This is a genomic window from Cryobacterium sp. Y62 (assembly GCF_002929785.1).
Classification (GTDB): Bacteria; Actinomycetota; Actinomycetes; order Actinomycetales; family Microbacteriaceae; genus Cryobacterium.
This window is the reverse complement of record NZ_PJJK01000083.1, coordinates 15561-34789: the sequence shown is the minus strand read 5'-3', so window position 1 is coordinate 34789 and position 19229 is coordinate 15561. Positions and strand designations below refer to the sequence as shown.

The following is a 19229-nucleotide window of genomic DNA, read 5'->3' as shown; positions in this document are numbered from 1 at the left end:
CTCGGTGCGCTGCAATCCGATCCAGCGGCTCTGCTGCCGACCGACACCGCTGGGCGGTACATCGAGGCTGCGGTGATCGGACTGGATGCCACCTCCGCCACAACACGGCGTGCATTCAAAACGGCTATACGGCGCCAGGCCCCGGAAGATGTCAACTTTTATGAGTCAGTTTCTGTGGGTGGTCATTGAGTTCGTTTTCTCTTTCTCGGGTTCGTTGATCCAGGTCGTCGTCGGGAACGTTGGCGGCTGCGGGTGCTGCCGCACAAAGCGTTCGGGATGCTCGGCAGGGACTGCCCCGAGTTCAGTTGACTCGTTGGGTTTGGGGTTTCAGGCTCCCGCAACTTCACCGACCCGGATTCTCGGATCATGAAGACCGCCGACGGGTCATTTCATTACGCCTACAACGCGCAAGCCCTCGTTGATGCCGATCATCAAGTGATCGTCGCGACGACGCTGACGAATAGTGGCGTGAACGTTGAACAGGTCGTACCGATGATCGAGAAACTCCACACCACGATGGGTGCTCTCCCCGCCGAAGTGCTGGTGGATGCCGGGTATTGTTCAGCAGCAAACTTGGACTACGCCAAGACCGTGGAAGCCGCGAACGACGGGCGGACTGAGTTCTTCATCGCGACCGGTCGGGTGAAGCACAGGGATCGTGTTCCGGATGTTCCTCGGGGCCGGATCCCCGCCAATGCGACACTCCGGGAACGCATGGCACGGAAGCTGAAGACGAAGAAGGGCCGCGCGGCCTATGCGCGGCGGAAGGTAATCGTGGAGCCCGTGTTCGGTCAGATTCACACCCGACAAGGGAAATTCATGTTGCTGCGCGGGTTGGAGCAAGCCGCTCACGAGTGGGACCTGATCGCTGCCTGCCACAACCTGATGAAGCTGCACACCATGCACACCAAGGCTCTCCTCGCCACGCAAGCCGCACTGACAGCCCGCCCGGCAACCTAACAACTAGGGCAGAACCGCCCTGCCGGGCGCCAGCGGCCTCGACCTACTGTTACCAACGCGGCACTGGCCCTATTTACAGTCGGCACGAGAACAACGCAGACCCCGAAGTCCACCACGACCGCCACAGCAACGCCCCGCCCGCTGCAACCAAATCGGCCCGAATCTCGTCGCATCAACTTCGAAGAGGCGTTACTGACCCACGCTCCTAGCTGCGCACAAGCTCGAGGTGTTCGGCGAGGTTCTCGACCGTTGCGAATACCGGGAGCACGGCACCGATCGAGTGATCATGCAGAGCCTCGGGTCCGGTGCACGCATCAGCGACGACTGTGACACGAAGAGAGCGGTCTGCTGCTTCCCTTGCCGTCGACTCTACTGCGAGGTGGGTCGCGATACCCGCGATGGCAATGTCACAGATATTTTGGCCATTCAAGAAAGCCAGAAGCGGGGTCGAAGCGAACGCGCCGACCGATCCCTTGGTCAAGATCGTCTCCCCCGCAAGCGGAGTCACCTCCTCGCAGAATTTCGTATCGGCACCGCCGAGAGCGAACCGCCCAACTTTCTGGTGGGAGTCGAAACGCGGAGTTCTGTTCGTACGGTTGGCGAAGGATGCTTCGAAGCCCAGCCGCACGTGGAAGACGGGCTTGCCCGCCGCACGGTATGCGGCGAGCAGTTCTGCAGCGTTCTCCAACGTGCGGTTCTCGGCCACCCGTTCGGCGAGACCCGCCGAACCCACCCCTCCTGGCTTGCAGAGACCGAACTGGAGGTCTATCAGAATGAGGGCGTCTGACATTGGTGTCCTTTCAGGAGGATCAGTTGATGCTCTCCAGGTGTATTGAAGTTTGGGTGTCGACCGATCACCAAGCGGTCCAGCCGCCATCGACATAGAGCGTCTGACCGGTGACGTAAGCCGAAGCTGCCGTAGCGAAGAACGCGATCGCGCCGCGCAGGTCCTGACGCGGATCGCCGAGCCGGCCGAGCATTGTACGCTCAGCCATGCTGGCGAGCCTCTCCGGATCGGCACTCAGCGCCTCGGTCATCCTGGTGGGGTAGAACGTTCCCGGGGCGATGCAGTTGACCGTTATGCCATGCTGCGCGAACTCCATTGCTAGGCCCCTCGTGAGGTTTCCGATCGCGCCTTTGGATGCGTAGTACGCTGCCTCCGGAATGGGCCCGACAATGGAGTTGTAGATCGACCCGAGAGTGATGATGCGACCGGAACGTGATTTCGCCATCACGGCCGAAGCGTGTTTGGCGACGAGCCAAGTTCCGGTCACGTTGATATCGATGACCTTGTTCCATTCGGCGAGGGATGTCTCCCACGTCGTCTTACGCAGGTTGACGCCCGCATGGTGGGCAAGCACGTCGAGTCGCCCACCTTCAGAGGAGATTTGTTCGACGAGGTCGACGACCTCCGCCTCCTCGGTGACGTCTGCCTGATGGGCATGAACGGTGAAGCCCTGGCTCCTCAGGTCTTCGGCAGTCTTTCGGAGCAGTTCACTGTTCCCCGCGTGGTCGCTGATGTGCACGACCGCTCCGAGTTCGGCGAGAGCGGCGGCGGAATGATAACCCAGTCCACCTTCGCTCGCTCCCGTGACCAGCGCGACCTGTCCCCGGAGATCGAAGAGATCCTGTACGGGCATACGGGATCAGACTTCGAACGTCGGATCGTCGAGGATCATCACCAAACCGACGAGGGCACCGACGTAGCTGTACTGTCGCATACCCATCGAGAGACCGAGGGCAGTGCTGGTGAAGCGGGACTCAAGACGAATGTGGGGCGAGGTCTTGGCGAAGTGCTTGATGGTGTTCGAGAAGTGAGTCTCGATGTACGGCTTCCTTGAGTCTTCGAGGGCGTGCCTGGTGGCCTCTCCGTAGGTCGTCAGGCCGGCCGGGTTGATCAGGAATCCATCGAGTTCGGGGGAGGTGGCGTGGATCCAGTCCAAAATCTCGCCTTCGTGGTTCGTCACGATGGGTACGACCTCGACGCCGAGTTCGTCGGCCACGCGTTCCACCAGGCCCTTGAGATCGTAGTAAGAGCTGATGGCACCGTAGGTTCCCTGGTCCCGCTTGCCGAGGTTGATCATGTTCGGGCCGTCGATGACGCCGATACGCCACTTCTTGGTCGACTCACCGCGGAAAAAGCTGGTCATAATGTTGTCCGTTTCATTTGTGGTTGGGATTGCTGATCAGTTGAGAATCGGTAGCGCGGGTCGGCCCTCGCGAAGAAACCATTCGTTCTGCGCAAGGGCGCTCCGCAGAGGAGTGACGGTGGACGCGATGACGACAGGGTCGGCCATCACGTCGTTGGAAGTGAGTTCATGCACGGCCAGCCGGCTCCAAGTCGCTCTCACATCCACGCTCGTGTATCGGCTCACCCGACGCCATGTCGGCGTGCGCAGCAGCCATTCGGTGTGTTCGGCGGCGTACCAGTAGTCCACGTCGCCGAGGCTCTCGGTGGGCACATCGACAGCAACGAACATCCGAAAGGCAGACGGTTCCTCGGTCGGAACGGCCGAGGCCCGATCTTCGGCAAGCTCACCGACGAAGGTTCCGCGTTCCCACTCACCGAATGACGAAGTCCGCCCCAGAAGATCGTCGAGCACGCCGTCGACGCTGGCGGCTCCAGCGGCGAACCAAACTTGGAAGTCGTCTCCAACGACTCCGCCCGAGGAAAGCAGGCCGGAGCCGGTGACGACCTCCGCAACCAGCGCCCCGATATTGACTGCCGCGGCTGTGGCGGACGGCCTGCGATAGCGCACCGCCGCCAAGAACCGGGGCGCCTGGCCATTGTCGTTCAGAACGGTCGTGATCACCTCGTCACCTCCAAGTAACTTTGGTCCGATGCACCGCTGCGGATGCGGTCGACCACGTCGGCGAGCGACTGCTTCGCCGTTTCTCTCAGCCCTACGGCATCCCTTCCCGCCAGGTTCTCGAACAGCTCTTTCGTGCCGCGGGCAGCTGCCGCGGGAATCGTGCCGAACAGTCTGCGATAGTCATCGACGGCCGCAGCGAGGCCGTCGAGCGTGGCGAGTTCCGTGACGACACCGAGATGCTCGCCCAGTTCGGGCGTCAGTCTCCTGCGCGACCAGACGAGCGTGTGCATCACACGACGCGGTACTCGCCCTTCGAGCATCGCGATCGCATACACCGGGATGACGCCCCCTCCGAGCTCGGGAAGGTGGAAACTCGCCCGCGGGGTGGCGATGACGACGTCACTGCTGAGCGCGATCGAGCATCCGAAGGCCGTGGCGGGCCCGTCGACGACGGTGACGATCGGAAAACGACGACCGGTCCAGGCTTCGAAGAATCTGGAGATCGCGATCTCGTAGCGGTCGGAGACGAAATCGCTCCCGTCGTCATACAGAACGCCTCCCGAGCAGAAGATGCTCGTACCGCTTGTCACGATGAGCCCACCGGCATCCGGCGTGTTCTGTACTGTCTCCAGCGCGTCGGCCAGTGCGTTGAGAGCGATCGAGGGCAGACGGTTTCCGTCCTCCTGCCGCGCGATGGTCACTGTCGCCGCTCCATCGGCAATATCCAGCCAGATACCCGAACCGGGTGAGTGTTCGGTTCCGGGGGGCCGCTTTCGCACGGACGCCTCGGCGTGGGACTCTGTCAACATTGCTCCGTCTTGTCGTGTGGTGTGGTCGGTCACAGGGGCTCCCCCACCGCTTGGAAGGGAGTGTCGTCGAGGATGTTCTCGGGTATGCCCTCGATACGCAGAACTGGGCCGACCTCCTCGAACCCGGCGCGCTGCGCTTTCGGGATGAAGTCGGGCGCGGTAGTCACGAACAGCGTGCGCGTGTCATTGCTGCCGAAGGCCACCATCGTCGGCCCGGGCAGCGGGAGCTGCAGAACACGGTCGACCACGCCGTCGGGCGCGAAGCGTACGATCGAAGACGAATACGGCATCGCCGACCAGTAGTACCCTTTCGAATCGAAGCAGCCACCGTCGGCGTGGCCGGGAAGGCCTGCTGTGGAGACGAATGTGCTGCAGGCACCAACATCGCCCGTCGAGGGATTCATCTCGTAGCGGTAGATGTCACCCGCGAAGGTGTTCGCGGTCAGGGCATAGCTCCGATCAGGGCTGAAGGCGATTCCGTTCGGCACGAGATAGCCGGAATCGACCGTCTGGATGTTTCCGTCGGGCCGCACGCGATAGATACCGCCGTTCGGCTCGGTTTCGCTGAGCCTCTCGGCGAGCGGCTTGAATGCCGCCGGCGAGGGGCCGATGTCGGTGTTCATCGTCAAGGCAGCGAATCCGATGTTGGAGCGGTCGAGGTAGCTGAGGAAATAGAACAGCCCGAACAGGGGAACGATTCGGATCATCGTCTTACGAATCGTCCGACGTTCGATCAGTGATCCTTCCAAGATGGTCCTCCATGAAGCTCGTCAGTGAGTGAACGGTTCCAGCGGCGTGAATCTTCCACTTAATGGAGATTGAAACCATATTTTAGAACTCACGACAACATACGCCGATTGCCGCTCCAGTGCAAAATTTTTGGAAACATTTCCCATATATTGGAATAGGCTGGGCGTATGAGCGATGAACAGCAGTCCAACAGTGGCGTCGGGGTACTGGACAAGACCATGGCCCTGCTGGAGCTGATCGAGCTCCTGCCGCGCAACCTGCGGGAGCTCGCAACCCACAGTGGCCAGAGCACGACGACGGCACTGCGCTTGCTCACCGCCATGATGCACCACGACATGATCACCCGCGACGGGAACGGCATCTATCATCCTGGCGGGCGGTTCACCAGCTCTGCACTCACCCGGCTCGCCTCCCCAGAACTCGATACGCTGCGAGATGAGACAGGAGAGTCGGTGCAGTTGTGGGCACCTCGCGGCCAATCCCGGCTGTGCCTGCTGAACGTCGATTCCGACCACGTTTTGAACGTCACTCTGAAGCCCGGCAGCCTCGTCGAATTGCCGTTCGGTTCCGCTGGCCAAGTACTGTCGGGTGAGCCGGTCAACACGGAAGGCTGGATCGAGTCGATGGGCACACGCCAAGCTGGGCTCGGTTCCGTCAGCGCCCCTGTGTACTTCGGCGCCGATCTTGTCGCGGCGATCGCCGTCGCAGCACCCCTGCAGAGGCTGCAACCGAGCCCCGGGGCGCTCTACGGGCGCCTAGTCGTGCGCGCAGCCGAACGGATAACGCGCAGTCTCGGGGCCCGACGAACATCCGACCGATCAGACCTGGTCGGCTAGAAGTGCCACGGCCTGCTCGGAAAAGCCTTCCAGAACTGCGCGTTTTGCATTCTCGACGTGAAGCGTCATCGCGGCCTGGGCCGCCGGCACGTCGCCGAGACGGAACGCGAAGAGAATTGCTTCGTGCTCGCCGATGGAGTCGTGCGGCCTGTCTGCCGAGGAAGACACGCTGATGTGCCGGTATCGGTCTATGCGAACCCTGAGTCGCGCCATGACGTCTGTGGCAACGCGGTTGTGCGAGAGCTCGAAGATCAGCGAATGGAAGTTCCCCCCGCTGATCGTGACTCCGCGCCCGTCGCTGATCTCACCTTCGAGCTTCATGCGGGTGACGCTGTCTTCGAGCAGCTGCATCGCAGCCTCGTCGCAATGGGCCATCGCCTCCGACACGACCACGAGCTCAATCGCAGACCGTACCGCGTACAACTGGTTAACGTCGTCTTCGGTGATCGGGCTCACGCGGAGGCGGCCGTTGCTGAGTCTCTCGAGCAGGCCTTCGGCTTGGAGCTGCTGCACGGCTTCACGGATGATCGGGCGGCTGACTCCGAGCTCGTGGGACAGCCGCTCTTCGGTGGCCGATTCGCCGGGTTTCAATTTCAGCGTGACGATGGCATTCCTGAGGGAGACGTAGGCGATGTCCCTCAGCGAAAGCCGCTGGCCGGTTAGTTGGATCTGCGACAAGTGATCACCTCTTTCACATTGTAAACGAGTTTGAATGCTCATCATAAAAATATATTTGTCTACAATACTATTGACAAACAGCGTTTCGCTGTTTGAGACTGATGAACCTCATCGAAGAGTTGGAGCACCATGCACATCCCCGGAAACAAGTTTGTGATCACCGGCGGCACCAGCCTTATTGGCTCACGCATCGCACGTGAACTGGTCGACATGGGCGCCTCAGAAGTGGTGCTCTTCGACAACATGAGCCTGAGTACGACCGCCGGGCTCGACGACCTCATCACCCACTCCGAGGTCACCGTCGTCCGTGGCGATGTGCTGCGCCTCGACCAGCTCATCGAAGCGGCGAAAGGCTCCTCGGGCCTATTCGCGATCGCCGGTCTGCTCACGGTGCCGATCGCCCGCGACCCCCAGCTCGGCGCGGCCGTCAACATCCAGGGCGTTCTCAACACCCTCGAAGCGGCACGGATCGTCGGCGCGCTCAAAGTCGTGTCCGCATCATCCATCGCTGTCTACGGCAGCGCCGTCGGCTCGAAATCCGACGAAGACACGCCCTTCTCCTCGGTATCGGTCGCTCCGCCGCGCGCGATCTACGCCCTGACGAAGCTCACCGGCGAGCAACTCGGCGCCTACTACACCGCCACCTACGGCCTGCAGTTCGCCGCCATGCGGTACTCATCCGTCTACGGCGAGCGCCAGCACGATCGCGGGGTGAACGTACTCAACATCATCAAGGCATACGAGGCGATTAAAAACGGTGAAGCACCACTTTTCGCGGGAGACGGCCACGACGGCCACGACCTCGTGTACGTCGGAGATGCCGCCCGGGCATCCGTTATGGCAATGGCTGATTCGAAAGCTCACGGCCCCTACAACATTTCGTCTGGGACGACGACGACCGTACGAGAAATGGTCGAGAAGGTTGTGGAGCTATCGGCGACCACACTCAGGCCCAAGTTTGAAGAGGACGCCAGTGCCGCCTCACAGAGCACTCATGGAAGCCATGACGTGCAAGTCTCGGTCAGCATTGAGAAGGCAAAGACGGATTTCGGGTGGGAGCCGACCATCTTTCTCACTGAGGGTGTGCGAAGACTTATGGCCTGGATTGACGAGCGTGACGCCGAAATGGAATCTGCATGAGCACGATCGTGAAAGTTGCCATTGCGGGCCGACGTGATGTCCCCGTCGGGCGGGTGATACACCTCACCGAAGGATCGGGAACCAAGCCGCTGATCTATCCCATGTGGATTCTCGAGTCCTCTGATCGAATCACCCTTGTCGACACTGGCTTTTCGAAAGCAGTCGCCGCAGCTAGGCATATCGTCGAGCACCGAGAGACAGAGACTTTGCTTCAACAGGCCGGGATTGAAGGGCACGACGTCAGCGATGTGATTATCTCGCACCTCCACTATGACCATTTCGGACGCACTGAACTCTTTCCAAATGCCACGTTCTGGATCCAGCGAAAAGACATCGACTATTTCACCGGCTATGGCGCGGATCACCCTGCCGCAAAGCTCGCCGATCGAGATGCTATGGAGCAACTTGACGGCCTGCTCGCTGTCAACCGAGTCCAGGTCCTTGATGGGGGAGTGAGTAAGGCCGGACAGCACACAACAGTGTGCGTTGGCGGACACACGCCTGGTACACAGGTCACTGTGGTCTCCGGGTGGGGCGAGCCTCTCGTCCTTGCTTGCGATGCGTCACACCTGTACGAGAATTTACTGACGCGTACACCGTCCTCGACAATCCACAGCTACGACCACTTTCAGATCGGTTTCAGCACGGTCGAGGCGCTGGCCGAGGGCGGCAGGTGGTTTCCGGGACATGACGCAGTCATGCTTGAGGAACTCACTCAGCTCACGGACGATGTGTATCGCCTCGAAGCCAGGAGCAGTTCGTGAGCGCTTCCATCCGAGTCGACATCATGCGTGGCGGGACCAGTCGGGGCGTTTTTGCTTTAGCCGGTGATCTACCGACCGAAAAAAGTGCCTTAGACGACGTTGTCCGCGCCATTATGGGAAGCCCAGATTCATTTCAAATTGACGGTCTCGGCGGAACGCACGCTGTTTCCAGCAAGTTCGTGACGGTTTCACTGAGTGATCGCCCCGGTGCCGATCTTGATTTCCAAGTAGCTCAGGTCGGCGTCGGAGACAATCTCGTCGACTGGAGCGGCACGTGTGGAAACCTTACGTCCGCGGTCGCCCCCTTTGCTGTGAATCGTGGGCTGCTGAGCGTCGCCAGCGGACCTGCGCGCCAAGACGTGGTGCTTTACAACGAGTCGACCAGAGACCTGATCCAAGTCAGCGTGTCCTGCTCTGAAGGACGGTTCGATCCAATAGGCGATACAGCAATCGACGGTGTAGCCGGAACGGGCTCGTTGATCCCAACCACCTACTTAGATCCGGCCGGGGGAACCCTGGGAGTGGTCTTCCCTACAGGTAATCCAACCGATTACATCCAATTTGACGGCGTGGAGGTGCCCGTGACTCTCGCAGACATCACTCATCCATATGCGTTTGTGTCCGGCGAGGACCTTGGCGTATCGATTCACTCGTCTTTCGCGGACCTTCACGGCGATGTCGTGCTTCAAAGTCGAATCGAACATCTGCGGGCCGCGCTTGCTGTGCGCCTCGGAGCTTCCGAGGCGCAGCGCAGCAGTGTGCCCCGCATGATGCTCTGCTTTCCGCCCCGCGAAGCCAGCGATGATATAGAGGTTCGCGCTTTTGCCGGCGGACGTTTTCACCCCACGGTGCCGGTAACTGGGGCATTTGCAGCTGCGGCTGCGGCCCGCCTAGAGGGAACCTTAGTTGCGTCCATGGCGATCGTGCGCAATAGCCAGGTTGCCGTCATCCGACATCCGTCGGGAATCGCCGAAGTCGATGTTGACGTCCGCGGCGGGCAGACAGTCGTGTCGGTGGGCCTCAACCGGACCGCGCGGCTGATCATGTCAGGCGACGTCTTCGTCGACTGACCACTTCGAACGCGAACCGTTTCACGAAGAAAGGTACAAGGCATGGAACTTCCCAGCGTCGTACAGCAGTACTTCCAGAACCTGACGGCTGGACGATTCGTCGAGGCCGCAGCAAGCTTTACCGCGGACGGCTTCTATTCTCACGAAGCATACGATCCTGGCGCCATTGGGCCGACCGGCGCACGGCTAGAAGCTCGTGGCCGTGATGCGATCGCGGCCATGTTCCGGCTTCGAGCCGAACGCGACTGGCACCACGAGATCGACTCCGATGTCGTCGGATCGAGCTTTTACATCCATGGTCGCGCCTTGGACAGAGACGACGCCCTCGTTCTGTCGTTTCTCTCCGTCGGCACGATCTCCGCAGATGGGCGCATTAGTTCGTACATCGAATATGACACACGCCCGCCCGTCGGTTTCGCTGCCGCCGTACAAGTGGAACCTGATTTAACGGTCCCACGTGATGAAAGATGAATCACTGTTGATTTCTGATACTGAGCGCATCACCGTTATTGACACGACTCTTCGAGACGGTCTCCAGATCGAGGACCGTGTGGTGCCGACTGCCCAGAAGATTGAGATCGCCCACGCCCTCGTTGGCGCCGGTTTCCGGCATCTGGAGATCGGTTCCTTCGTCAACCCTAAAAAGGTTCCACAGATGGCAGACACCGCCGAGCTCTACCATGAACTTGGCCCGCTGGAAGACGAAGGTATCACCCTTTACTCGCTCGTGTTCAACACCAAGGGTGCTCAGCGAGCCGTCGACGCCGGCGCCCTTCAGGTGAAGCTTGTCATCTCGGCCAGTGAAGGCCACTCCCGGTCCAACTCGGACTCGTCAGTCGCCCAGGCCAGCGACCGCCTACGGGCCGCGATCGAGGTACTCAAAGCCAACAACGTGGCATTCGAGGTCGGCACCGCCGTTAGTTTCATTTGCCCGATCGACGGTCCCACACCTCCACAGAACCTGATCAACGTCCTGGAACCGCTAATTGCTGAAGGTGCGACGGGAGTCGGGGTGGCCGACACGAGCGGCAACGCCAATCCGCGGATGGTTCGCATCGGAACGCAAGCAGTGCAGCAGGCCTTCCCCGAGATGCCCATCACCGTCCATCTGCACGATACCTACAATTTCGGGATAGCCAATGTCATGACCGCTCTCGAGTTGAACATCACCCGGTTCGATGCCACACTCGGCGGGCTTGGCGGCTGTCCGTTCGCGCCAGGAGCCGCTGGCAACATCGGATCCGACGACCTGATCCACCTGCTCCACCGTGAGGGGTACGCCACCGGTGTTGACACCGAAAAGCTCTCCGAGATAAGACCCATGCTGACCAAGGCGGTCGGCCACTCACTGAGCTCCAAGCTGTCGACCATTCCGGCGGTTCCGGAACCGGCCCCCATTGGTGGTGAAGGCCGGTGGCATTACCGCTGACCGGCGTCCGAGTCATCGAATTCTCGCACATGGTAATGGGGCCCAGCTGTGGCTTGATCCTTGCCGATCTGGGTGCCGAGGTCATCAAGGTTGAACCGCGCGGCCTGGGCGACAAGACCCGTTACCTGCCCGGTTCGGGCAGTGGATTGTTCGCCACGTTCAACCGGAATAAGAAAAGTGTGCAGCTCGACATTGCCGACCCGGGCGACTTCGATCAAATCGTCGAGCTGGTGGAGTCAGCCCAGGTGGTCATCGAGAACTTCCGCCCCAGGAAGATGGACCAATACGGTCTCGGGTTCGACGACGTCAAACAGTTCAATCCCACCATCATCTACTGCTCGCTCAAGGGCTTCCTGAGCGGGCCCTACGGCGACCGATCAGCGCTTGACGAGGTCGTCCAGATGCTCGGTGGACTAGCCTATATGACCGGCCCACCCGGGCAGCCGCTGCGAGCCGGCGCCTCGGTCAACGACATTATGGGCGGCATGTTCGGGGTCATCGGCATAATCTCGTCCTTGCTGAAGAACCGGGACAACCCAGAACCCGCCCACATCACCAGCGCCCTCTTCGAGAACACCGCGTTCCTAGTGGGCAATTACATAGTGCAGTCGCAAATGACCGGCGAGGTGGTCAAGCCGATGCCTGCCCGCCTGGCTTCCTGGGCGATCTACGACATCTTCCGCTCCAAGAGCGACGAAATGGTCTTCATGGCTGCCGTCAGCGACACCCAATGGGTCGCATTGTGTCACGAGTTCTCTCTGGTGGACATGCTCGACGACACAGCGCTGGCCGACAACACCGGCCGTGTCGAGAAACGAGACTACATCCACCGGCGGCTACAGGCGCAACTGCAGCATTTCGAGGTCGCCGAGATCGAACACCGGTGCGAACGCTCCGGACTGCCCTGTGCCCAGGTCAACCGGCCTGACCAACTGCTCGATGACCCGCACCTGTCCACCAGCGGGGCGTTCACCTCGGTGTACGAAGGTACCGATGCCGAAGTTCGGGTGCCACTGCTGCCGATGGAGTTCAACGGTGAGCGTTTGGCCAAACGTATGGACATCCCACGACCAGGTGAGCACGATGATGAGCTTCTGTCTCACCACGACGAAGAGATTCTTTCCGAGTCTGAAAACTACAGGAGAAACCATTGAAATCAAAAACAATTGCACAGTCGGTCGCAGCCGTAGTTGTTGTATCCGCCCTGACGCTGACAGGGTGCACTTCGGGCGGGTCCAGTGAGGTCGGCAGGAACTACCCCAGTGAACCGATCAACATCTCAGCACCTGCGGCACCGGGGTCGGGCTGGGACACCACGGCACGCGCCATAACCCAGGTGCTCCAGGAAGAGGATCTGGTCAACATCCCCCTCCCCGTCCAGAACCGACCCGGCGGTATCGGGTGTTCCTGGCTGACGAAAATGGTCAACAACTATGCCGGGGAGACCAACCAACTGGCGATCGTCTCGCTGGCCAGTCAAACGGTCAAGGAACGCGGCCTGTGCGAGTACGGCCTCGATGACGTGACCATGATTGCCACGCTTTTCGTCGAGGACTTCGTGATCGTATCCCGTTCCGATTCCGACATCAACAGCGTCGACGCACTTGTCAGCGCGCTCGAGGGGGACCCCGCCGGAGTGGCGATCGCGGCCTCCGGTGACGACCAGCTGCCGTTCGCGCTGCTCGCCGAAGCGGCCAGCATCGATCCCGCCGAGCTGAACTTCGTCACTTACGACGGTGGCGGCGAGCAGACTAATGCCCTGCTCAATGGGGACGCCACGGTCGCCATCGCCGGCCTGAGCGAGTTCCGGGGGGTAATCGAGTCCGGTGACCTGCAGGCCATCATGACGTTCAGTGAGGAGCCGCTGGGCTCCGTGCCCACAGCGGTTGAGTCGGGTTACGACGTAACGCTTGGTAACTGGCGCGGCATCTACGGACCTCCAGACATGCCCGAGCAAGCTGTCACGTTCTGGCAGGAGGCTCTGGCCGAGATGGTCGAGACTGAGGGCTGGCAGACGCAGGTCGAGAACAACCAGTGGACTGAGTTGTTCCAGACCGGTGACGAGCTCGCGAATTATATCGACGAGGCCGGCCAGATGGTTTTCGAGGGCCTCGAGAAAATCGGAATCGGCAACTAGGTCTCATGATGGGATCCCTTCACTTTGCTCGACGCTCCGACTTCACCGTCGGTTGGGTCGTCGCCGCTGTCGGACTCGTGTACTTCATCAACACATTTTTCGTCAAAACGACCAACGATGTGGTCGACCCGGCCACGTTCCCGAGAATTGTCGGTGTCGGGCTGATCGTCTTGGGCGTGCTTCTGTCGCTGTCGGCAATGCGCCCAGGTCGGCAGCCAGCGGAGGCTGAAGCATCCGGGGGCGGTACCGGCAATTCGGAGACCGAGGCCCACCCTCCCACGTTGGCCGAAAGCACCACCGAGGCAGAAGCGGCTCTCGAGACTTCCGAAGCCTCCGTCGATGAGGCCGACGCGCAGTCGCCTCGAGCCCTTCGCCTGCGGGTGTTGCTGTACTTCGTTGTCTTCTTCGTCTACCTGCTGATCCTGATCCCTGTCGGGTTCCTGGTGGCCACGGCCGCCTTCCTGTTCGCGGTCACGACGCTCTACGCCCGCGACAAGTGGTTGCGCAACATCATTTTCACAATCGTCTTCTCTGCGGTCGTGTACTTCGCATTCAAGTATGGGCTCAGCGTCTACCTCGCGCCCGGAATCCTCGGCTGAAAGGAGCCAGCCAACCATAATGGACGTAATTTCCTCACTCGGCGACGGTTTCGCCGCTGCCCTGTCGCCTACTAGCCTGCTGTTCGCGCTGATCGGTGTCTCCCTCGGCACCATTGTCGGAGTACTGCCCGGCATCGGCCCGATCACCGCGATCGCTATTCTCATCCCGGTCTCGTTCGGTATGGAACCGGTGCATGGCCTGATCATGCTGTGCGGTGTCTACTACGGCTCGATGTTCGGCGGCTCGATCACGGCCATCCTGATCAAGACCCCCGGCGAGGTTGCCAGCGCAGTGACCGTCCTCGACGGTTATGAGATGGCCAAGCAGGGCCAGGCGCGGGCGGCGCTTGCCACTTCGGCGATTGGCTCGTTCATCGCCGGCACGCTGGCGGTTGTCGGTCTGACGTTCTTGTCACCGATCTTCGTCGAAATCTCTACCCTGCTGGGCGCCAGCGAGTACTTTCTCTTGATGACCATGGCACTACTGCTAGCATCGTCCATGTCGACGGGCTCGTCGTTGAAGGCACTGATCTCGATTCTGATCGGCTTGGCCGTCGGCATGGTCGGCCTCGACTTCCAGACCGGATTACCGCGCCAGACGCTCGGTTTCGACTTCCTGCGTGACGGCATTGATTTCACCATTTTCGCCATGGCGCTGTTCGCTGTGCCCGAGGCGATCCGCCAGTTGTCGGGCAAGGTTGGCGCCGGCGACATGAGCACGACCAGCTTGCAATCCGGGCCGTGGATGACCCGCGACGACTGGCGCCGGTCGGTCGGCCCGTGGGCGCGCGGATCCGTACTCGGGTTCGTTATCGGCGTCCTGCCGGGTATCGGACCGTCCTTGGCATCATTCATGTCCTACGTCATGGAGAAGAAAATCTCCAAGCACCCCGAACGTTTCGGCAAGGGCGCGATCGAAGGTGTGGCCGGCCCCGAGGCGGCGAACAATGCCGGGGTCGGCGGTGCCATGGTCCCGCTATTTAGCCTCGGCATCCCAGGTTCTGCGACCACGGCGCTGCTGCTGTTCGTCTTCATCATGTACGGCCTGCAGCCCGGTCCACTTCTGTTCACGCAGGAGTCGCCGCTAATCTGGACGATCATCGCCAGCATGTACATCGGCAACATCGTACTGATCGTGCTGAACCTGCCGCTGGTTGGCTTGTTCACCCGGCTGCTGAAGGTTCCAACAGAGATCCTGTTCGGCATCATGCTGGTACTGGTGGGCGTGGGCACCTACGCCATCACATTCAGCCTGGTCGGCCTGCTGATACTGGGTGTGTTCGGCGTCATCGGCTATCTGATGGACCGGGCAGAGATACCGCTGGCCCCGGCAATCCTGGCACTGGTGCTGGTGCCGATGATCGAGGACAACTTCCGCCGGATGTTGCAGATCTCCAACGGAAGTTTCGCCCCGCTGGTCACTCAACCGCTGTCACTGACCTTCGTGCTGATGATCATCGCCGGAATCGTCGGTCCGATCATCTTGAAGCAGGTGATACGCCACCAACAACAGCAGCCCGAGGTAGACAGATCAAGCGCAGGACAGGCCTTTCACGATGGTCATCAGTCAAGTTGAGGATCATACCCCGGAACGGCTACTACCAGTATCAACGTCCAGTCGACCCTGCGTGTTTCCAAGATCTCCTGACCGCTCTACGGGTCAATCGCGGCCAGGGAGCAGAGATTTGTGGTCGTGAATATTGGACACACAGAGACGCGACTATCTCCGTGTTATTGCAAGGGAGCAATCGAATTTGATGAAGAGAATCCGCGCGACGATGGGGAAGCTTCCCAGAACGCTGAGGTTTTTTATTCGACGATTATTGATCGGACTCGGCCTACTTCTCGGTGTTGCTATTCTGACTTTCTCGCTGGTGCAATCGGTTCCGGGTGACCCAGCCCGCCTGCTCTTGCAGGGAGATTCAGGAACACCGGGTCACCGCAGTGGCCGCTGCAAGCTGGCGATCGCACGCATTACGCAGACCGACTTCCAGATGGCTCAGATCGTGCAAGAAAGCCGCGCTCGGCTTTGCATTCCACTCATAGAGCTCAAGCGCGCGTGAGCGAGATCCGCCGGCGGCGGTGAAGTAGGTGGAGAACCGGCCGGTGCTGAGCCATTCCTCTATCCAGAGCCCGTCGCTCGATGTCGTTGCCACAGGACGCCCTCCGAGCTAGGATTGATTTGCAAGCCCTTGATGACCGCTGTCTCATGTTACTTGGGCCACGAATTGGGAACTCCGGTACTTCGCCTTGGCGGACCCGGAGTTTTTCATTCGTCCTGCACTCCGCCAGCCCTTCAGCGGCGCCCTGTGCGGCGTTGGCCCTGGCGCGTGTCCCGCGCCAGCAGACGAGGCACCGCGAACTCGCCCCACTCCCCCAGCTGCAGGCATGACACCTGCCTCAGGGAGAGTCCTTCAGTCCTCGGCGCGGAGGTAGGCGTAGACGGTTTCGCGGCTGATCCCAAAGTGTCGAGCGAGAGCAGCTTTCGGCACGCCAGCGGCAGCCTTCTCCCGCAGTTCGGCCGCGCGGGCCGTGTCCAGTGACGGGGTACGGCCACGGTAGACGCCACGCTTCTTGGCCAAGGCAATGCCCTCACGTTGACGTTCACGAATCAAAGACCGCTCAAACTCAGCAAACGCACCCATGACGTTCAGGAGCAGGTTCGCCATCGCGTTGTTGTCGCCCGTGAAGGAGAGCTGCTCTTTCACGAACTCGACCCGGACCTTCTTCGCGGTGAGCCGGCGCACAATTAGGCGTAGATCATCTAGGTTGCGGGCCAGGCGATCCATGGAATGCACGAGAACAGTATCGCCATCTCGAACGAACTTGATCATCTCCTCCAGCTCGGGCCGGTTCTGATCCTTCCCCGACGCCTTATCCTCAAACACCCGATCGACGTCGACGCCAGCAAGCTGACGGACAGTGTTCTGATCGAGAGTACTCACCCGCACATATCCAACTCGTTGACCCGCCATATGACTTTTCCCCTGTTCTGTCAGATTGAAGTCTAAGACCCCGCCAGGAGGGGTGTCCACCAATCAAAACATGACTCTATCCTGACAATATTTGATATGAGCGCCTGACGCCTAGTTGGGGTACACCCCAACTGGTTGTCAGGGCTTGAGTTGGAAATCATGCCGAGCGAAGTGCGTTTCCGCTTTTCTGACACCATTTGCTCGGTTCTCAGAGTTCACCTGACGGCAGAGCCAAGTCGCCGGATTCGCCCAGGAGGAGACCTCTCTTGTGGCGCACGGCATTGCTGATGGTAGGTCCCAGCTGAGCGAATCAGTGAAATCTAGTAATTCCTGGCTTAGGACCCAGTGGCTCGCTACAGTCGACGGTGCCGCCGCTGAAATAGCCATAGGTTCCGAACCAGCCACCACATTCAGACGAACCGTCTAACACATCTCATCATGTGCATTTCAGTGTGATATTATTACAATCATGAGCACACTTGATGCGACCCGGCTGATCGAATTTGTAGCCCCCTTGGCTCGCGTCCTCAACCGAGAGTTCGAAATTGCCCTTGTCGACGTTGACGTTGCGTGCAGTAAGGGGAACCTTGATTTACCTGCGCATCCGTATGGCACTGCACGCACCCATCTCACTCGAGCCCGAGCCCGTCGCCGTTTAGAATCAGCGACTGATCTCGAGGGGTGGACGCTCAGCCACTCTTCGGGTCCTAATACTCCGATCCATCTACACAAGGGCGAGTCCAGCGTGCGTGTTCTCCACACTTGGGACGAGAAAGTCGTTCCGTCGTCCGGTAAAAACCGAGCGCGCCGCGCCTTCTACTGCAACACTCCCTTCGAAAACCTCGGAGGTCAGGAAGTGTTGTTTGCCCAGGAAAAGTATCTAATTCTCTGGCGGGTGGATGTGCAGGGTCAGCTCAACCTGCGATTGATTCATCCCGTCGGAGACTGGAAATACGGGTCGATAGCAAAGTATGACCTCGCCATTGACCTCATCGCCGACGCCGATGAGTATTCGAAGCTAGTCTTCGTGGCTGCCGATGACGACGATGCCAATGAATTTAGACTGCCAAACGAGCAAGAGGGAGAAGAAGTTGGAGCCGCTGACATATCTTCCTGATCGGCTTCTTTCGGCTCGTCTCCTGCTTGATCTGACTCAGGAGCAACTCGGTTCCGCCGCCCAGATTGAGCAATCTCTTGTCTCTATGATCGAGACACACCAGCGTCCGTTCACAACGGAGAGTGCGGAGACTTTCGCCCGTGTGATGGGACTGCCTGTCACATTTTTTACCGCCAGACCCCGCTCAATCCCGTTTGATTCACTGCTCTTCCGCAAACACAAAGGATCGAGCAACCGGGTGACGCAGCGTACGCGCGTTCACTTTCAAGAGATATTCCGTGTCGCTGAGGACCTCTTAGAGGGAACGGGGTACCCAACGCCGCCACTTCCCGTCATCCAGGATGCTGAAGACGTTCTGGATACAGACCGAATCGAAAAAATTGCAGCAATGGTGCGGGAGAGCTTGCGACTGGATGGTGAGGCGCCGGTGCCGAATATGACCCGCGTACTGGAACGCTGGGGCTTCGTGGTCGTGCCCATAATCCTCCCGTCTTCAAATCCTCAGCCAGCAAACTTGAAACCTGGCCATTTCGGTGTGTCTTTCTGGGCCGGTATGGGGCTGCCTGGCCTAATTGGGTACTTCCCGGGTTCATCCGCCGACCGCGATCGCTTTACCCTCGCTCACGAGCTCGGTCATGCCGTCCTGCACTCAAATAGGACGTCAAGTGACCCAGAAAACGAAGCCAATCGTTTCGCGGGGGCCTTCCTCCTGCCATGGAAGCGTGCCCGAGCGCTCCTGTCCGAGGCATCTACCCTCAGCCAGCTGGCGAGCATCAAGGCAGAATGGGGAATTTCCATTCAGGCTCTTGTCATGAGGGGATCTCAAGGCGGGTTCTTTAGCTCGGAGCGCGCGCGCTCTCTCTACCGGCAAATCTCGTCGCGTGGTTGGAGGCTAAACGAGCCCGTGGAAGTGGTGGCGGAGTCACCCAAGCTTTTTCTCCGGCTACTCAAAAACCGCTTCGGCCCGGATCCCTTCAAGAACCCAGAGATTGAACGCGAAACGGCATTACCGCTCATGGTCTTGCGTTCAGCAGCTCCGTCGAATCAAGTCTCACCTCGAAATGACGGGTTGTCCGACCGCGCCAGAGATGTCGTCAGTCTCGAATCCAAACGCAAGTCGAACGAGATTAGAAGCCTTGCTGAAAGATAGCT

Annotated in this window: 22 protein-coding genes and 1 pseudogene; 14 read left to right on the top strand and 9 right to left on the bottom strand. The window is 60.0% G+C overall.

Annotation, left to right across the window (positions count from 1 at the left end):
• On the top strand, positions 1-189 hold a 189-nt coding region (locus tag CXY71_RS21775), incomplete at its 5' end, for a hypothetical protein (RefSeq protein ID WP_233204372.1).
• Between the two features lie 147 nt (positions 190-336).
• Positions 337-960, top strand: a pseudogene (locus CXY71_RS03920) (transposase); the annotation flags it as partial.
• Between the two features lie 205 nt (positions 961-1165).
• Here the strand turns inward: CXY71_RS03920 and CXY71_RS03915 are convergent.
• The 6 genes from CXY71_RS03915 to CXY71_RS03890 all read right to left on the bottom strand — a co-directional run bounded on the left by CXY71_RS03915 (position 1166) and on the right by CXY71_RS03890 (position 5331).
• The gene (locus CXY71_RS03915) at positions 1166-1750 is read right to left on the bottom strand and encodes a cysteine hydrolase family protein (protein ID WP_158252968.1); all 585 of its coding nucleotides are present in this window, start codon (positions 1748-1750) and stop codon (positions 1166-1168) included.
• Between the two features lie 64 nt (positions 1751-1814).
• Positions 1815-2600, bottom strand: a complete 786-nt coding sequence (locus CXY71_RS03910) for an SDR family NAD(P)-dependent oxidoreductase (protein ID WP_104134380.1) — start codon at positions 2598-2600, stop codon at positions 1815-1817.
• 6 nt (positions 2601-2606) lie between these two features.
• Positions 2607-3110, bottom strand: a complete 504-nt coding sequence (locus CXY71_RS03905) for a type II 3-dehydroquinate dehydratase (RefSeq protein WP_104134379.1) — start codon at positions 3108-3110, stop codon at positions 2607-2609.
• Between the two features lie 36 nt (positions 3111-3146).
• Positions 3147-3773, bottom strand: a complete 627-nt coding sequence (locus CXY71_RS03900) for a hypothetical protein (RefSeq protein ID WP_104134378.1) — start codon at positions 3771-3773, stop codon at positions 3147-3149.
• Positions 3770-4582, bottom strand: a complete 813-nt coding sequence (locus CXY71_RS03895) for an enoyl-CoA hydratase/isomerase family protein (protein WP_104134377.1) — start codon at positions 4580-4582, stop codon at positions 3770-3772. The genes CXY71_RS03900 and CXY71_RS03895 overlap by 4 nt, the downstream gene beginning before the upstream one ends.
• Positions 4583-4611: 29 nt before the next feature.
• On the bottom strand, positions 4612-5331 hold the full coding sequence (locus tag CXY71_RS03890) for an SMP-30/gluconolactonase/LRE family protein (RefSeq protein WP_146072744.1): 720 nt from the start codon (positions 5329-5331) through the stop codon (positions 4612-4614).
• Between the two features lie 168 nt (positions 5332-5499).
• On the opposite strand from CXY71_RS03890, the gene CXY71_RS03885 reads away from it, so the two are divergent.
• Positions 5500-6168, top strand: coding sequence for an IclR family transcriptional regulator (locus CXY71_RS03885; protein ID WP_104134375.1), 669 nt, complete (start codon positions 5500-5502; stop codon positions 6166-6168).
• Here CXY71_RS03885 and CXY71_RS03880 read toward each other — a convergent pair.
• Positions 6151-6846, bottom strand: a complete 696-nt coding sequence (locus CXY71_RS03880) for a GntR family transcriptional regulator (RefSeq protein WP_233204371.1) — start codon at positions 6844-6846, stop codon at positions 6151-6153. The genes CXY71_RS03885 and CXY71_RS03880 overlap by 18 nt on opposite strands.
• 129 nt (positions 6847-6975) lie before the next feature.
• Here CXY71_RS03880 and CXY71_RS03875 point away from each other — a divergent pair, with 129 nt between their 5' ends.
• From CXY71_RS03875 to CXY71_RS03835, 9 genes are read left to right on the top strand one after another with little or no spacing between them, the layout of a single operon-like run.
• Positions 6976-7986: an NAD(P)-dependent oxidoreductase gene (locus CXY71_RS03875; RefSeq protein WP_104134373.1), complete on the top strand. Its 1011-nt coding sequence runs from the start codon at positions 6976-6978 to the stop codon at positions 7984-7986.
• Positions 7983-8750: an MBL fold metallo-hydrolase gene (locus CXY71_RS03870; RefSeq protein WP_104134372.1), complete on the top strand. Its 768-nt coding sequence runs from the start codon at positions 7983-7985 to the stop codon at positions 8748-8750. Before CXY71_RS03875 ends, CXY71_RS03870 begins: the two co-directional genes overlap by 4 nt.
• Entirely contained in the window at positions 8747-9820 is a 1074-nt protein-coding gene (locus CXY71_RS03865) for a PrpF domain-containing protein (RefSeq protein WP_104134371.1), read from the top strand. Before CXY71_RS03870 ends, CXY71_RS03865 begins: the two co-directional genes overlap by 4 nt.
• A 42-nt stretch (positions 9821-9862) precedes the next feature.
• Positions 9863-10291, top strand: a complete 429-nt coding sequence (locus CXY71_RS03860; protein WP_104134370.1) for a nuclear transport factor 2 family protein — start codon at positions 9863-9865, stop codon at positions 10289-10291.
• A 7-nt stretch (positions 10292-10298) separates the two neighbouring features.
• On the top strand, positions 10299-11249 hold the full coding sequence (locus CXY71_RS03855; protein ID WP_233204370.1) for a hydroxymethylglutaryl-CoA lyase: 951 nt from the start codon (positions 10299-10301) through the stop codon (positions 11247-11249).
• Positions 11234-12403 (top strand): CaiB/BaiF CoA-transferase family protein, encoded by a 1170-nt coding sequence (locus CXY71_RS03850; RefSeq protein WP_233204369.1) that lies wholly within the window; start codon positions 11234-11236, stop codon positions 12401-12403. Before CXY71_RS03855 ends, CXY71_RS03850 begins: the two co-directional genes overlap by 16 nt.
• Positions 12400-13386 carry a tripartite tricarboxylate transporter substrate binding protein gene (locus CXY71_RS03845; protein ID WP_104134369.1) on the top strand — a complete coding sequence of 329 codons (987 nt, stop codon included), beginning with the start codon at positions 12400-12402 and terminating at the stop codon, positions 13384-13386. The genes CXY71_RS03850 and CXY71_RS03845 overlap by 4 nt, the downstream gene beginning before the upstream one ends.
• 5 nt (positions 13387-13391) lie before the next feature.
• Positions 13392-13985: a tripartite tricarboxylate transporter TctB family protein gene (locus tag CXY71_RS03840; RefSeq protein WP_104134368.1), complete on the top strand. Its 594-nt coding sequence runs from the start codon at positions 13392-13394 to the stop codon at positions 13983-13985.
• Between the two features lie 19 nt (positions 13986-14004).
• Positions 14005-15561, top strand: a complete 1557-nt coding sequence (locus CXY71_RS03835) for a tripartite tricarboxylate transporter permease (RefSeq protein ID WP_104134367.1) — start codon at positions 14005-14007, stop codon at positions 15559-15561.
• 346 nt (positions 15562-15907) lie between these two features.
• Here the strand turns inward: CXY71_RS03835 and CXY71_RS20930 are convergent, their stop codons facing one another.
• Both CXY71_RS20930 and CXY71_RS03825 read right to left on the bottom strand, forming a co-directional pair.
• On the bottom strand, positions 15908-16141 hold the full coding sequence (locus tag CXY71_RS20930) for a hypothetical protein (RefSeq protein WP_158252967.1): 234 nt from the start codon (positions 16139-16141) through the stop codon (positions 15908-15910).
• Between the two features lie 258 nt (positions 16142-16399).
• Positions 16400-16960, bottom strand: a complete 561-nt coding sequence (locus tag CXY71_RS03825; protein WP_104134365.1) for a recombinase family protein — start codon at positions 16958-16960, stop codon at positions 16400-16402.
• A gap of 469 nt (positions 16961-17429) precedes the next feature.
• Here CXY71_RS03825 and CXY71_RS20565 point away from each other — a divergent pair, with 469 nt between their 5' ends.
• Positions 17430-18077 carry a hypothetical protein gene (locus CXY71_RS20565; protein WP_146072742.1) on the top strand — a complete coding sequence of 216 codons (648 nt, stop codon included), beginning with the start codon at positions 17430-17432 and terminating at the stop codon, positions 18075-18077.
• A complete protein-coding gene (locus CXY71_RS03820; RefSeq protein ID WP_104134364.1) occupies positions 17998-19227 on the top strand; it encodes an ImmA/IrrE family metallo-endopeptidase in 1230 nt (409 codons plus the stop codon). Before CXY71_RS20565 ends, CXY71_RS03820 begins: the two co-directional genes overlap by 80 nt.
• Positions 19228-19229 lie beyond the last annotated feature (2 nt).

What these genes read in the sequence shown, in the direction of transcription:
- CXY71_RS20565 (WP_146072742.1), top strand. Translation starts at nt 17,430, where the DNA reads ATGAGCACACTTGATGCGACCCGGCTGATCGAATTTGTAGCCCCCTTG.
- CXY71_RS03840 (WP_104134368.1), top strand. Translation starts at nt 13,392, where the DNA reads ATGATGGGATCCCTTCACTTTGCTCGACGCTCCGACTTCACCGTCGGT.
- CXY71_RS03820 (WP_104134364.1), top strand. Translation starts at nt 17,998, where the DNA reads ATGACGACGATGCCAATGAATTTAGACTGCCAAACGAGCAAGAGGGAG.
- CXY71_RS03905 (WP_104134379.1), bottom strand. Translation starts at nt 3,110, where the DNA reads ATGACCAGCTTTTTCCGCGGTGAGTCGACCAAGAAGTGGCGTATCGGC.
- CXY71_RS03915 (WP_158252968.1), bottom strand. Translation starts at nt 1,750, where the DNA reads ATGTCAGACGCCCTCATTCTGATAGACCTCCAGTTCGGTCTCTGCAAG.
- CXY71_RS03825 (WP_104134365.1), bottom strand. Translation starts at nt 16,960, where the DNA reads ATGGCGGGTCAACGAGTTGGATATGTGCGGGTGAGTACTCTCGATCAG.
- CXY71_RS03870 (WP_104134372.1), top strand. Translation starts at nt 7,983, where the DNA reads ATGAGCACGATCGTGAAAGTTGCCATTGCGGGCCGACGTGATGTCCCC.
- CXY71_RS03860 (WP_104134370.1), top strand. Translation starts at nt 9,863, where the DNA reads ATGGAACTTCCCAGCGTCGTACAGCAGTACTTCCAGAACCTGACGGCT.
- CXY71_RS03895 (WP_104134377.1), bottom strand. Translation starts at nt 4,582, where the DNA reads ATGTTGACAGAGTCCCACGCCGAGGCGTCCGTGCGAAAGCGGCCCCCC.
- CXY71_RS03875 (WP_104134373.1), top strand. Translation starts at nt 6,976, where the DNA reads ATGCACATCCCCGGAAACAAGTTTGTGATCACCGGCGGCACCAGCCTT.
- CXY71_RS03910 (WP_104134380.1), bottom strand. Translation starts at nt 2,600, where the DNA reads ATGCCCGTACAGGATCTCTTCGATCTCCGGGGACAGGTCGCGCTGGTC.
- CXY71_RS03885 (WP_104134375.1), top strand. Translation starts at nt 5,500, where the DNA reads ATGAGCGATGAACAGCAGTCCAACAGTGGCGTCGGGGTACTGGACAAG.
- CXY71_RS03835 (WP_104134367.1), top strand. Translation starts at nt 14,005, where the DNA reads ATGGACGTAATTTCCTCACTCGGCGACGGTTTCGCCGCTGCCCTGTCG.